A 13,355-nucleotide genomic window follows, 5' to 3' on the forward strand; every position below is an offset into this window, starting at 1 on the left:
TGAGCCCGGTGCGAACCGTCCAGGGCTCACGGGTCTGCTTCAAGATGGGCCCGGTATTTATAAAACACTCGGTTGAGCATGATCACTGACCGCTTGTCTTTCTCCCGGAACGCTTTTGCCAGTTGATTGCGCAGCCAACTGGGCATTGGAATCCCTCCCCGGGCTGGTCTTACCTGCATATATACGCCGGGGCTTCCGGGAGGGAGCCTGTCAGTCGCCAATCCTTTCGAAATGGACACGGGGAGGTTGATAAGTTTCCAGCCGGCGGAATCCGATTCCTTTTTCCTGGAGAAGGCGGGAGACCTTCTCCAGGTCCTTTTCATAGGGGCGATGGTACACGATTTCGGCAATGCCGCTGTTGGCCAACATGTTGGCACAGGTCCAGCAAGGCGAATCGGTGACATACACCGTAGATCCGAGGCGCTGAGCGCGGTCGGTGAAGAGAATAAGGTTCTGTTCGGCGTGAATCGTGCGGATGCAGTGTTGCTTCTGAACGATTTCGCCTGCCGGGTTCTTCTCATAAACGTCTACCAGCAGACATCCTCCCTCGTAGCAATCTGTTACCCCTGCTGGTGCCCCGTTATAGGCACTCCCCATTAATTTGCGGTCCTGAACCAGGACGGCCCCCACTTGTCGTCGGGGGCACGTCGCTCGGGTGGCCGCCATGTAAGCGATATCCATAAAATAACAATCCCACGATTTACGCGAATGTGACGATTGGTGTCGCACGGTGCGGCCCTCTTTCTCTTTCATTTCTCCTTCATTTTACCGGAATTGAGCCGGTCGTGTCGAGGCAGTGAAATCACGTGTTCCCGGATTGTCGAAGGAAACGGCAAAACTCGGCGCGAAATAACGGGACCTGTCGAGGAAAATGTCGGAACTTTTTTCATTGGCGCCGACGCGGTTTGACACCCTTCTTGCTCCGGCTTGTCCTATAATGACCCTACTCTAACAACGGGTGGTGGAGAGGATGGCAAAGCAAATGGTGAACGATCGCCGGGTGCGCTGGGGCGCAAATTGGGTTAAGGGGATCGTCGACCGGTCCAGGCGAATGAGTCAGCATTTTTCTCTGGTGTGGGGCATTCGCATCCTGCTGGCCGCGATTGGGTTCTTTCTTGGCCGGGCATGGATTGTCGGCCTTTTGTCTCCTTTTTCCCTGGCCTATTACGCTGTAGTCCTGGGAAGTCGCAGAACGGCTGCCCCTCTGGTGTTTCTCAGTACTTTGGCGGGGGTGGCCACGGTTTCAGAGGATCCGCATCGAGTGTTTGTCGTGTTGACCACGTTGACGGCGTACCGCATGGTTTTTGGGTGGCTGTCCCGTCGGCAACGTCTGGGTTCGGTGGAAGTGCCCGTGGCCGTCATTGGAACTGACATCCTGGTCAAAGGATTGGACGCGGCCATTGCAGGAGGAGGGAACCCCTTTACCTGGGCGGTGGTGGGATTGGACGCCGTGCTCGCGGGGATCCTCAGCATGATTTTCCTGCAGGCCATCCCGGTCCTGAGCCACCGGGCCCGGGTGCGGCCTTTACGGGCGGAGGAGATTCTGTGCCTCGTGATCCTGTTTGGATCGGTGTTGACCGGTATGCAGGGGATTGCGGTTCACGGGGTGTCTCTTGACGCCGTTCTCAGCCGGTACTTGCTCCTGATCTTCGCCGTGATCGGAGGAAGTGGGCTCGGGGCGGCCGTGGGCGTAGTCACCGGGATCCTCATGACTTTGGGGAATATGGCGTCGATCTACGAAATCGGGGTCCTCGCCTTTTCCGGATTGCTGGCCGGCCTGCTCCAAGAAGGCAAAAAAATTGGCGTCGGTCTGGGGGCGATGATCGGGTCCATTCTGCTGACCGCCTACTCCTCGGATTGGCATCAGGTGTCTCTGGGGTTGCAGGAGACCGTGGCCGCTTTCCTCCTGTTCGCCTTGACTCCGAGTGCCTGGATCGACTATGCTGCCCGGTTTACCCCTGGAACTCGGGAGTATGCCGGGGTCCGCCAAGACTACGTGCGGCGGGCTCGGGACATGATGGCCGCCCGAATCCGGGAGGTTTCAGAGGTGTTTGATGAACTGGGACAGGCCTTCCGTGGGGCCGAGCGGTCCACCCGGGAGCCGGAGGATCTGCTCAACGAAGCGGTGGAACGATCGGCGAGGATGGTTTGCGCCTCCTGTGCCCGGCGCAACGTCTGCTGGGAACGGGACTTTTATGCGACATATCGGGCAATGGCGGATGCGATCGCCCTTATGGACATCGATGGGCCGATCCAGTCCCGGGATGCACCCGATGATCTTCGGAGACGCTGTATTCGAATGGAGCGCATGATTCCTGCCCTTTGGCAGTCCCTTGAGGTCATTCGCCGGGATGCCTTCTGGAACCGACAAATCCGGGAAAGCCGGGAATTGGTGGGAGCCCAGCTTGAAGGTGTTTCTCAAATCATGACCAATTTAGCCGCTGAGATTCAGCGGGAGGTGAACACGGCATCGGAGCAAGAGGAGCATGTCCTGGCGGCATTGGAACACATTGGCCTGCACATTCAACAAGTGGATATCATCAGTCTCGAAGAAGGGAAGGTGAGCATTGAGATCACCCAAGCGATGTGCACCGGCCATGAAGAATCAGCCAAATTGATTGCCCCTCTGTTGTCCGATATCGTGGGCGAACCGATTTCCGTGGAGCGGATCCACTGCAGCCGGGGGGAGGGACCGTGCACCGTGTCGTTCACCTCTTCAAAATCTTTCGCGATCCGGGCCGGGGTGGCCTCTGCGGCCAAGGGTGGTGCCACTCTGTCCGGCGATTCTTATACCCTGCTCGATGTCGGCAACGGCAAGTTCGCGGTGGCGATCAGTGACGGTATGGGGAACGGGGAGCGCGCCCAGGCGGAGTCCAAAGCTGCGGTTGGCATGCTGGAACAATTGTTAAAAGCGGGGTTTGATGAGCAACTGTCCGTCCGTACGGTGAATGACGTACTGATGCTCCGGTCGAAGGACGAGATGTACGCAACTTTAGACCTGGCCTTGGTGGATTTGTTTACGGCTCGAACCGAATTTCTCAAGATCGGTGCGGTTCCCAGCTTTGTCAAGCGAGATGGCGACGTCTTTGTGATCCAGGGTCGGGGATTGCCGATCGGGATTCTCGACAACCTATCTTTCGACGCGATCGAAGAGACGCTAAAACCGGGAGATCTGTTGATCATGGTCTCCGACGGCGTCTTCGAAGCTGCCCGGCACACGGAAGAACGGGAGGCATGGCTCTTGCGGCAAATTGCGCGGATCGAGTCCCGGGATCCCCAGGAGGTGGCCGACCTTTTGGTGGAGATGGCGGTTCGGATGAATCGGGGGGAAGTTCCGGACGATACCACCGTGGTGGTGGCGCGAATCGACCCCGCGGAACCGGAATGGGCCACGATCCATCTTCCCGGGGTGCCAAAATTGCGCCGTCCCAAGCGACCGACCGATGATCGCCGGGTGGTGGGGGTGAGCGGGTAGTCCCAGATGGAAAGATCTCGGAGCAAAAACGGTACCGGTACGACTTTTGTTCTGACGGCCCTCCCGTGTACAATAAAAGCGGGGATACCGAGGAGACGGGAAGGGAACCACGTGGAGCATATTATGGCCGTCTGTTTACAGGCGGGGTCCATTCTTTTACGAAGCGGGGCGGAAACATCCCGGGTGGAGGAGACGATTGCTCGTCTGGCCCGGGCGGCGGGGGTGGACCGGGTGGACACCTTTGTCACCCTCACCGGAATTTTTATTTGCCTCGAAAAAGATGGGACGTCCTTGACTCGCCTGACCCGGGTACATCAGGTGGGTACCGATCTGCAGCGGGTGACAGAAGTGAATCACCTGTCTCGCCAGTTCGTTCGCGGGGAACTGTCGTTATCTGAGATTCAGGAGCGGTTGACGGCCTTGGAGAACCGACGCCCCCTCTATCACCCGCTGCTCCGGGCAGCGGCCGCTTTTGTCTCCGCCGGTTCCTATGGCTTTCTCATGTCCGGGAACTGGCGCGTTTTGCTTCCATCGGCCCTGGGCGGGGTTGTGGCCCATTTGGTTTCCCAATGGAACACAAGGGGACAGGGAGGCAACTTTTTGCGCGTTTTTCTGGGTGCGATGATCGGTTCCTCCGCCGGGGTTGGAGCCGCGTTTCTCGATGGCGGCCCGGGCCGGGTCGGTCAAATCGTGGTGGGCGCCACCATCCCTCTGGTTCCGGGTGTGGCGGTGACCACGGCTATTCGAGATCTATTATCCGGGGACCTCTTGTCAGGCATGGCCCGGGGAACCGAGGCGCTGCTTACGGCAGTGGCTATTGCCATGGCGGTGGGGTTAGTACTGGGGGTCGTATTATGACGGGGCCAACGGCGGCCGGGGTGCTGGCGAGTTTCCTTTCCACGGTGAGCTATGCTGTACTGTCGGGCGTTCCACTTCGGGCGCTGTTCCCGGCGGGCCTTGCCGGTGCCCTGGCCTGGACGGTTTACAGCATTGGGTCAGCAGCGGGGATCGGCCCCGTGGCGTCAACTTTTGCAGGGGCTCTCAGTTCCGCATTTTTGGCGGAAGGGCTTGCCAGGCGGATGAGGATGCCTGCGACGTTGTTTCAACTAAGCGGCATCATTCCGTTGGTTCCTGGGATCACCGCCTTCGCCACTATGCGGGATTTTGTAACGGGGGATTACCAGCAAGGTCTAGCCGACGGGACCATGACCGGGTTTTTAGCCGGCGCCATCGCGGCTGGGCTGGTATTCGCAGGCACAGCGGTTCGGGGGCTGGGGAGGCGAGCCCGTGATCGACAAGCTCATTGATTGGTTTGACAGGCATCGGGAGCTCCCAACGCTTCGCCGGGTGGTGGTGGCCGTATCCGGGGGCGTCGATTCCATGGTCGCCATGGATTTAATCGGCCAGTTGTCCGGCGCCCTCGGATTCAGTGTGGTGGTGTGCCACGTGGATCACCGCATGCGGCCGGAATCCGAGGATGAACAGCGGTTTGTCGAGGCTGAGGCAGTCCGGCGGGGCTTGACGTTTCACGGGGTTGCCGTGGATGTTCCGGGTCGAATTCGAGAAACGGGCGAATCCCCCCAAGCGGCGGCGCGCGCGTTGAGATATGAGGCGTTGACCCAGTGCGCCCGGGCGGCAGGGGCTGAGGCGGTGGTTTTAGCCCACCATCAGGATGATCAAGCGGAAACGGTATTGCTTCGACTTCTTCGCGGCGCCTCACCCACGGGTCTGGGGGGGATGAACGAGGTTCGGCGGTCGGGGGATTTGTGGTGGCTGCGCCCTTTCCTCAAGGTGACGAAGGCGGAGCTGGTCGCCTATGCAGCGGATCACGGGATTCCTTATCGCGAGGATCCTTCGAATTGGTCCACGAAGTATCTGCGCAACAAAATCCGCCTGCAATTGATTCCTCTCCTCGAAACGGATTATCAGCCCCGGGTAAAAGACCATTTGGCGCGTTTGGCTCAGATGATACAGGAAGATGAAGCGGTACTCACCTCGATGGCCCTGGAGGCCCGAGACCGGTGTGTAAGGGTGGGATCAGGGAATTATCGAATCGATATCCCGCGGTTTTCCGACCTGCCAGCGGCTTTACAACGCCGGGTCCTTACACTAATATTAGATTATCCCTCTGAGCGGTTGCCCGGGTGGGGAGCGATTCAGGTGGAAGCTCTGCGAAACTTGGCCCTTCACGGCCGCTCGGGAAGTGAGTTGCGGTTGTCCGGTGGTTGGCGGGCACGGCGTGTGTACGACGAGTTGGTGTTCGACCGATTCGGCGAGGAAGGCCGCCCCATCGGGGTTGGCCCTTTGGGTGCATCCCCCATCCCGTTGTCGGTGCCGGGGCGTACCTCTTGCCCGATCCTGGGCGTGACGATCGATGCAACCGTGGTCTCCCGGCAGGAGTGGGAGCTGCGGGCAAGGGCTGAAGCGGCAAACGATCCGGGCGTCGGACCGTCAACTCCCGCCGTGGCTGATTTTGATTGGGAGAGGATGGAGGGACGCCCGCTTTTCATTCGATCGAGACTTCCGGGGGACCGGTTTGCACCCTTTGGTCTTGCAGGCACGAAAAAAATCAAAGACGTATGGATTGACGACAAGGTACCCCGGGAGTTGCGGGACCGGTGGCCTTTACTGGCGGCGGGGCGGGAGATCCTCTGGATTATCGGCTGGCGCCGGTCTGCCCATTGGCCGGTTACCAAGGACACCCAGCGGATTTTGCACGTGGAGGCAACATGGACAAACGAGGAGATTCGAGAGTGGGTCCACAGGAGAACGAGGAAAAACTGATGATGAAGGATCTGGAAACCGTTCTTTATACGGAGGAACAGATCTTGGCGCGGATTCGGAACATGGGGGAACAGTTGACGGCGGAGTATCGGGGAAAGTTTCCGTTGTTGGTCGGCGTTCTCAAAGGGGCGGTCATGTTCATGTCCGACCTGGTCAAACGCATGACGATCCCCCTGGAGATAGACTTTATTGCAATCTCTAGTTATGGAACATCGACTCGATCTTCAGGGGTCGTACGTATTCTCAAAGACTTGGATCGGGATGTGGATGGCCGACATGTGCTGATTGTCGAGGATATCGTCGATACCGGCCTCACTTTGGCTTATCTCCGCGACGTTTTGGTGCGGCGCAACGCGGCCTCGGTTAGGATTGCGGCACTCTTTGATAAACCCGGACGGCGGCAGGTCCCGATCGAGCCGGACTATTGCGGGTTCACCGTGCCCAACGCGTTCATTGTCGGCTACGGCCTCGATTATGCGGAGCGCTACCGTAATCTTCCGGATGTGGGGATTTTAAAAGAGAATGTGTACCGGGGCTCCGATACGCCGCGTACATAAACTCCGGTTCTCGATTGAGAGGGCCGGGGCTCTATGGTACAATTGTTTCCGCCGTGGCCGAGAGGAGGTCAGGAATGAACAAATTCTTCCGGAGCGCCGCATTTTATTTGCTGATATTTTTGGTGACGGTCGGCATCATTAACTTCCTCACTGCCGGCCAGCAAGACCGGCAGGATATCACATATAGCGATTTGATCAAGTATGTCCAACAGGGTTCCGTTCAAAGCATGGATGTGACGTCCGATGGTCTCACCCTCAGGGTGCAAGGCACGTTGACCGATGGTCGGACCTTCACCTCCCGGACGTTGTTTAGTGATCAATTTGTTCAGGATTTGAATAAATTGGCAACCAGCACCGGCGCGAAAATCAAGATCAATCCGCCACAGAAAGAATCGGTGTGGTTGAGCTTCTTGACGTCCATTGTGCCGATTGTGTTGATCTTCGTGCTGTTTTTCTTCCTGTTCAATCAAGCCCAGGGTGGCGGGACCCGGGTGATGAACTTTGGCAAAGCCCGGGCCAAGATGTTTACCGACGACAAGAAAAAAGTCACTTTTAATGACGTGGCGGGGGCCGACGAGGAAAAGGCCGAGTTGGAGGAGGTTGTGGAGTTTTTGAAGGATCCGCGGCGTTTCTCCAGTTTAGGTGCCCGAATCCCAAAGGGGATTCTCCTGGTAGGGCCTCCGGGAACGGGGAAAACGCTGCTGGCCCGGGCGGTGGCCGGGGAGGCGGGAGTTCCTTTTTTTAGTATCAGCGGATCCGATTTTGTGGAGATGTTCGTGGGCGTCGGCGCGTCCCGGGTCAGGGACTTGTTTGAGACGGCGAAGAAAAATGCTCCATGCATTATCTTTATCGACGAGATCGACGCCGTGGGCCGCCACCGTGGCGCGGGGCTTGGCGGAGGCCACGATGAACGGGAGCAGACCTTAAACCAACTGCTCGTCGAGATGGACGGATTTAGCGGCCACGAGGGGATCATTATCATAGCTGCTACAAACCGTCCGGATATTCTCGACCCTGCCTTGCTTCGACCTGGACGGTTCGATCGCCAGATCACTGTGGATCGCCCGGATGTGAAGGGTCGGGAACAGATTCTTAAGGTGCATGCCCGCAACAAACCGCTGGGACCCGACGTATCCCTCGACGTAATCGCAAGGCGGACTCCGGGGTTTACCGGGGCGGATTTAGAGAACCTGTTAAATGAAGCTGCGCTGTTGGCCGCGAGGCGCAGCAAAAAAACCATTAACATGACCGAAGTCGAGGATGCCATTGACCGGGTCATCGCCGGACCCGAGAAGCGGAGCCGGGTAATCAGTCCGGTGGAGAAAAAGATCGTGGCTTACCATGAAGCGGGCCACGCGGTTGTCGGGTATTTTCTCAAGAATGCCGATGCGGTCCACAAGGTGACCATTATCCCCCGGGGAATGGCCGGAGGGTATACCGTGATGTTGCCGAAGGAAGACCGGTATTTTATGACCCGGTCCGAGATTCTCGATCGGGTGTCGGGTCTTCTCGGCGGGCGGGTAGCCGAGCAGATGGTGCTAGGTGAGATCAGCACTGGCGCACACAATGACCTGGAAAAAGCCACGGAAATTGTCCGTCGCATGGTGACTGAGTTCGGCATGAGTGACAAGTTGGGGCCGATGCAGTTCGGACACCGGCAGGGGCAAGTGTTTCTCGGCCGGGACATCGCTCATGAACAAAACTATTCCGATGCCATCGCCTATGAGATCGATAAAGAGATGCGCAGAATCATCGATGAATGCTATCGGCAGACAGAACAAGTACTCAGCGAGCATCGGGACAAGTTGGAACTATTGGCGCAAACCTTGCTGGAGCGGGAGACAGTGGATGAAGATGAAATTAAACAGTTGATGGAGCACGGGCAGATCATCGATAAAAAAACCGATGTCCGCGTAACCATTCAACCGCGCAATCCTGATCAGGAGGGCGGCGGGGATCCGGCATCTCCGCATGAGGAGGCGCCAGCCGAGGAAAACAAGACTCCGCCTCGCCAAGGGTAACGCGTAGGGTGCCGACCGAGGCGCCCTTTGTCATATTGAAGGACAAGCTGGGGACGGGGTGAGGGGGAGCGGGTTGTGCGGTTGACGTCAGTGAATCGTCTGGTGCCAGGGGATTGCTTGGCCCGACCTGTTTATGACGGGGAGGGACGGGTTCTCGTGGGAGTCGGGGTGCCCATGACGGCGACGATGATTCGGAGGTTAAAGGAACTGGGAGTGTATGCCTTATATCTGGAAGACGCTCGGACAGCGGACGTGGTATTTGGTGACCCCCTTGCCCCTGAACTTCGGAGACGGGCGGTGGAGGTGGTGCGGGAGGTCATGCACCGCCTGACCGAGGGGGACGAAGTAACGAAGCGTTTCGTCCTGCAGAAACAGGCGGCATCCATACGCGGTGTGGTGAATGATCTGGTCGAAGTGGTGCGGGAGAATCCCGAGATTCTCCAACAGGTGGCAGATATCTACACCGCAGACGGCTTTCTTTATCATCATTCAGTGCACGTTGCCATTCTGTCCATCGGATTGGGAATTGAGGCTGGGCTAACCAATGGGCAGCTCCGGGATCTCGGAATTGGGGCTCTGCTTCACGATGTGGGGAAGCTCCGTATCGCACCAGAAATTTTGAATAAGCCCGCCGAACTCACCCGTGAGGAATATGACCTGGTCAAGCGTCACACGACTTATGGATATGAAATTCTTCAGCGACTGGATGCGATATCGATCCCGAGCGCCCAGGTGGCCTTACAGCACCACGAGCGTATGGATGGTAGTGGCTATCCCCTGGGGCTGAAGGGGAATGAGCAGCACCTTTTCGGAAGGATTGCGGCAATTGCAGACGTTTACGATGCCATGACATCACACCGGGTCTACCGCCCGGGGTTCTTGCCCCACGAGGCTTATGAATATATCATGGCGGGATGTGGAACCTGGTACGACAGTGAATTGGTCAAGATTTTTGTCCGGCAGGTTGCGATCTATCCGGTGGGACAAACTGTGCGTTTGAGCACTGGAGAGGTCGGCGTCGTAACGGAGATTCCCCGAGGGTTTCCCCAGCGGCCCCGAGTTCGTGTCCTCTACGATCCTGAGGGGTGCGAATTGGCTCAGCCCTTTGAACGGGATTTGATTCGGGAATTATCTGTGGTCGTTGCCGATGTATTCAGCTAATGAATGAAGTCATCGGAGGGGGAGCAAGGATGGTTGTGCCCCGATACGTGGCATCCGTGGATCCAAGAGAGGCCCCGGCCCATGAGGTGGATGCTGTGGTGATCGGTGCCGGGATCGCCGGGTTATATGCGGCATTGAAGCTGGCCGCCTGGGGCAAAGTGGCGGTTCTATACAAAGGCGCCCCGGAGGACAGTAACACCTTTGCCGCCCAGGGCGGCATTGCTGCCGCGGTGGGCGTCGACGATTCTCCCGATTTACATGCTCAGGATACCCTGGCTGCCGGAGCCGGCCTCAACGAACCGGAGGCGGTTCGGACGTTAGTAGAAGAGGCGCCCTCTGTCATCCGGGACTTGATCGAGCAAGGTGCCTCCTTTGACCGATCGGACGGGGAGTATGCTTTAACCCGGGAAGCGGCGCACAGTCGTCGGCGGATACTTCACTCGGGGGGCGACGCCACGGGGAAAGGGATTGCTTCCGCGCTCCTGCGGCAGGTTGGTAGACATCCGAACATCACCTTGTGGGAACAAACGATGGTTGTCGACCTCTTGACGGTGGGCGGGCGTTGCGTCGGGGCGGTCGCAGTTCAGGAGGATGGCCGGGAAACGGTTTGGCACGTTTTCGTGGGCGCGGCCACCATCTTGGCCACCGGGGGAGCGGGTCAATTGTTCGCCCGGACCACAAACCCTGCAGGGGCTACAGGGGACGGGATCGCCCTGGCCTACCGCGCCGGCGCCGAGGTGAGGGATCTCGAATTTGTCCAGTTCCACCCCACGGCTTATGCAGGTGAAGGTGCTCCCGCCTTCCTTTTGTCGGAGGCTTTGCGGGGAGAGGGAGCGGTGTTGCGCAATCGGGACGGACATCGTTTTCTAGAAAATCACCCACAGCGCGAGTTGGCGCCGAGGGATGTGGTGGCGAGGGCGATTGCCAAAGAGTTAAACCAGGGAGAAGAATCGAGGGTGTACCTTGATATGACCCATCGGCCCGCGGAGTGGCTGAGGGATCGGTTCCCGAATATCTACGATTTTTTACTGGGCCAAGGAGTAGACATGGCCAGGGATTGGATTCCGGTAGCGCCTGCCGCCCACTACATGATGGGCGGCGTGGTGACCGATTTAGACGGGCGGACGACGATTCCTGGGCTTTTTGCTGTCGGCGAAACGGCCTCCACCGGTGTTCAGGGAGCGAATCGATTGGCCAGCAACTCCCTGATCGAGGGAGCCGTCTTCGCCCGACGCGCTGCAGAGCGGGCTCGGCAAGAAGGGTTCCGCCGCCGGCGCTCCTTGTCGCTGAACGGACCGGAAGTCGCAGATGAGGGGTACCCCTCGTCTATTCGCAGCCTACCTGATCCGCGGGTGCCAGGGGCCATTGAATCGTTTCGCCGGGAGCTACAAAGGCTGATGATGAAAGAGGTCGGTGTCTTTCGGTCCGGGGACTCCATCGCTCGGGCCTTATCAGGGCTTGGCCGGTGGCTGCCGTCTTTGGTTTACCCGGTTCGAAATCGTGCCGAGGCGGAATGGGTCAACCTGCTGACCACCGCGTTTCTAGTGGTTGAAGCGGCACAGTTGCGCAAGGAGTCTCGGGGAGCACACTATCGGCATGATTTCCCGGAGACGAACGATACCGAGTGGCGAGCTCATCTCGTGTTTTCTCGGGATCGAGGTGCCTACATCCGGGAGGTGGACAGATAGATGGAACTGGATAAGGAAGAAATCCTGGAGGTGGTGAAGCGAGCCCTCCGGGAGGATGTTGGACACGGAGATGTCACAACGCGTCATGTTGTTCCTGCAGGGGCTCGAGCCCGGGGTACGTTTCGGGCAAAGAGTTCGGGTGTGATCGCGGGTTTGCCCGTGGCCCGTCAGGTTTTTGAGATTCTCGATCCCGAAGTCACCTTCCAAGAATCGCTGCGGGAAGGAGAGTCCGTGGGCCCCGGACAGATCGTCGCCGTGGTTGAAGGGCGAGCTTCCTCCATTCTGACGGGGGAGCGGGTGGCACTGAACTTCCTGCAAAGGCTTTCGGGGATTGCCACCAAAACGGCCAAATTCGTGGAGTCGGTCCGGTATTATCATGCGAGGATTACGGACACTCGCAAGACGACTCCGGGCCTCCGCGCGTTGGAAAAGTATGCCGTGCGGGTGGGCGGAGGGTATAATCACCGCTTTGGTCTCTTTGATGCCGTGCTCATCAAAGATAATCACATTGCTGTGGCCGGAGGCGTCAAACAAGCGATCATGGCCGTCAGACGCGGGGCTCCCCATACCATGAAGATCGAGGTCGAGGTGGAAACCTTCGAGCAAATTGACGAGGCACTGGAAGTCAAAGCGGACATTATCATGTTGGACAACATGACGGTGGAGCAGATGAAGGAAGCGGTGGAGCGCATCAATGGCCGGGCGGTGGTCGAAGCATCCGGTGGGGTAACAGAGGAAAACGTGGTAGACATCGCGAAAACGGGTGTTGATTACATATCGGTCGGGGCTTTGACCCATTCATCGACCGCCCTGGATATTTCTCTCGATCTCGATCTGGTTCCCAGCGAAGCTGAGGAGGGCCAGTCATCGGCGTCCGAATGAACGGTGGAATGAGGGGTAGCCATGTTATTGACGATGGATGTAGGGAACACCAATATTGTGCTGGGTGTCTATAAGGGTCGCGATCTTCTTTATCACTGGCGCATGGCCACTGCCCGGGAAAAAACGGAAGATGAACTGGGCATGATGATTAAAAGCTTATTCGCCGATCAGGGCGTGTCCGTATCGGATATTGACGGCGTCGTGATTTCCTCCGTGGTCCCCCCATTGATGCTGGCCTTGGATCGCATGTCGAAAAAATATTTTCACAAAAAACCGTTAATCATAGGTCCGGGGATTCGCACTGGCCTTCCGATCAAGATCGAAAATCCCAAAGAAGTGGGGGCGGATCGCATCGTCAATTGCGTGGGCGCCATCGAGCTTTACGGGCCGCCTCTGGTGATCGTCGATTTTGGAACGGCCACCACCTTTGACGTAGTGAATGAACGGGGAGAATATTTGGGCGGGCCGATCGCTCCAGGTATCGCGATCTCGGTGGAAGCTTTATTTCAGAGGGCCGCGAAGCTGCCCCGGATCGAGTTGGTCAAGCCCGATCACGTTTTGGGCCGCAATACCATCGACATGATGCAGTCCGGCGTCATCTACGGATTTGTGGGCCAAGTGGACGGGCTCGTAACGCGGATTCGCCGGGAGCTGGGCCTGCCTTTTCGCGTCATCGCGACTGGAGGCCTGGCCGAGTTGATCAGTTCGGAATCGGAAACCATCGAAGAGGTTAACCCTTATTTAACCCTTCATGGCTTGCGGATCATTTGGGAACGAAATCGCTGAC

The 13,355-nt window shown here is 58.0% G+C and carries 12 protein-coding genes; 10 read left to right on the top strand and 2 right to left on the bottom strand.

What is annotated here, in order from left to right; all coding sequences use genetic code 11:
* Nucleotides 1–26: 26 nt before the first annotated feature.
* Together cmpA and CVV65_RS00485 are read right to left on the bottom strand one after the other, a co-directional pair.
* Entirely contained in the window at nt 27–146 is a 120-nt protein-coding gene (gene cmpA / locus CVV65_RS00480; protein ID WP_013074162.1) for a cortex morphogenetic protein CmpA, read from the bottom strand.
* Nucleotides 147–210: 64 nt separating this feature from the next.
* Entirely contained in the window at nt 211–729 is a 519-nt protein-coding gene (locus CVV65_RS00485) for a deoxycytidylate deaminase (protein ID WP_269148830.1), read from the bottom strand.
* A 241-nt stretch (nt 730–970) separates the two neighbouring features.
* Here CVV65_RS00485 and spoIIE point away from each other — a divergent pair, with 241 nt between their 5' ends.
* The 10 genes from spoIIE to CVV65_RS00535 all read left to right on the top strand — a co-directional run bounded on the left by spoIIE (nt 971) and on the right by CVV65_RS00535 (nt 13,354).
* Entirely contained in the window at nt 971–3,475 is a 2,505-nt protein-coding gene (gene spoIIE / locus CVV65_RS00490; protein WP_100666504.1) for a stage II sporulation protein E, read from the top strand.
* Nucleotides 3,476–3,586: 111 nt separating this feature from the next.
* Nucleotides 3,587–4,333 (top strand): threonine/serine exporter family protein, encoded by a 747-nt coding sequence (locus CVV65_RS00495; RefSeq protein WP_157935325.1) that lies wholly within the window; start codon nt 3,587–3,589, stop codon nt 4,331–4,333.
* Entirely contained in the window at nt 4,330–4,782 is a 453-nt protein-coding gene (locus tag CVV65_RS00500; protein ID WP_100666506.1) for a threonine/serine exporter family protein, read from the top strand. Before CVV65_RS00495 ends, CVV65_RS00500 begins: the two co-directional genes overlap by 4 nt.
* On the top strand, nt 4,763–6,259 hold the full coding sequence (gene tilS, locus CVV65_RS00505; RefSeq protein WP_100666507.1) for a tRNA lysidine(34) synthetase TilS: 1,497 nt from the start codon (nt 4,763–4,765) through the stop codon (nt 6,257–6,259). Before CVV65_RS00500 ends, tilS begins: the two co-directional genes overlap by 20 nt.
* Nucleotides 6,259–6,816 (top strand): hypoxanthine phosphoribosyltransferase, encoded by a 558-nt coding sequence (hpt, locus tag CVV65_RS00510; protein WP_100669073.1) that lies wholly within the window; start codon nt 6,259–6,261, stop codon nt 6,814–6,816. Before tilS ends, hpt begins: the two co-directional genes overlap by 1 nt.
* Nucleotides 6,817–6,890: 74 nt before the next feature.
* The gene (ftsH, locus tag CVV65_RS00515; RefSeq protein WP_100666508.1) at nt 6,891–8,837 is read left to right on the top strand and encodes an ATP-dependent zinc metalloprotease FtsH; all 1,947 of its coding nucleotides are present in this window, start codon (nt 6,891–6,893) and stop codon (nt 8,835–8,837) included.
* 75 nt (nt 8,838–8,912) lie between these two features.
* Nucleotides 8,913–9,998: an HD-GYP domain-containing protein gene (locus CVV65_RS00520; protein WP_100666509.1), complete on the top strand. Its 1,086-nt coding sequence runs from the start codon at nt 8,913–8,915 to the stop codon at nt 9,996–9,998.
* Between the two features lie 29 nt (nt 9,999–10,027).
* Complete coding sequence (gene nadB, locus CVV65_RS00525) at nt 10,028–11,686, top strand: L-aspartate oxidase (RefSeq protein ID WP_100666510.1); 1,659 nt, start codon at nt 10,028–10,030, stop codon at nt 11,684–11,686.
* The gene (nadC, locus tag CVV65_RS00530; protein WP_100666511.1) at nt 11,687–12,568 is read left to right on the top strand and encodes a carboxylating nicotinate-nucleotide diphosphorylase; all 882 of its coding nucleotides are present in this window, start codon (nt 11,687–11,689) and stop codon (nt 12,566–12,568) included.
* Nucleotides 12,569–12,589: 21 nt separating this feature from the next.
* Nucleotides 12,590–13,354, top strand: coding sequence for a type III pantothenate kinase (locus CVV65_RS00535; RefSeq protein ID WP_013074173.1), 765 nt, complete (start codon nt 12,590–12,592; stop codon nt 13,352–13,354).
* Nucleotide 13,355: the final 1 nt, after the last annotated feature.

Source organism: Kyrpidia spormannii (genome assembly GCF_002804065.1).
Lineage (GTDB): Bacteria > Bacillota > Bacilli > Kyrpidiales > Kyrpidiaceae > Kyrpidia > Kyrpidia spormannii.

Bases quoted from the DNA above. Each gene is read 5' to 3' on its own strand.
- nadC (WP_100666511.1), top strand. From the start codon at position 11,687: ATGGAACTGGATAAGGAAGAAATCCTGGAGGTGGTGAAGCGAGCCCTC.
- CVV65_RS00535 (WP_013074173.1), top strand. From the start codon at position 12,590: ATGTTATTGACGATGGATGTAGGGAACACCAATATTGTGCTGGGTGTC.
- ftsH (WP_100666508.1), top strand. From the start codon at position 6,891: ATGAACAAATTCTTCCGGAGCGCCGCATTTTATTTGCTGATATTTTTG.
- CVV65_RS00500 (WP_100666506.1), top strand. From the start codon at position 4,330: ATGACGGGGCCAACGGCGGCCGGGGTGCTGGCGAGTTTCCTTTCCACG.
- spoIIE (WP_100666504.1), top strand. From the start codon at position 971: ATGGCAAAGCAAATGGTGAACGATCGCCGGGTGCGCTGGGGCGCAAAT.
- hpt (WP_100669073.1), top strand. From the start codon at position 6,259: ATGATGAAGGATCTGGAAACCGTTCTTTATACGGAGGAACAGATCTTG.
- cmpA (WP_013074162.1), bottom strand. From the start codon at position 146: ATGCCCAGTTGGCTGCGCAATCAACTGGCAAAAGCGTTCCGGGAGAAA.
- nadB (WP_100666510.1), top strand. From the start codon at position 10,028: ATGGTTGTGCCCCGATACGTGGCATCCGTGGATCCAAGAGAGGCCCCG.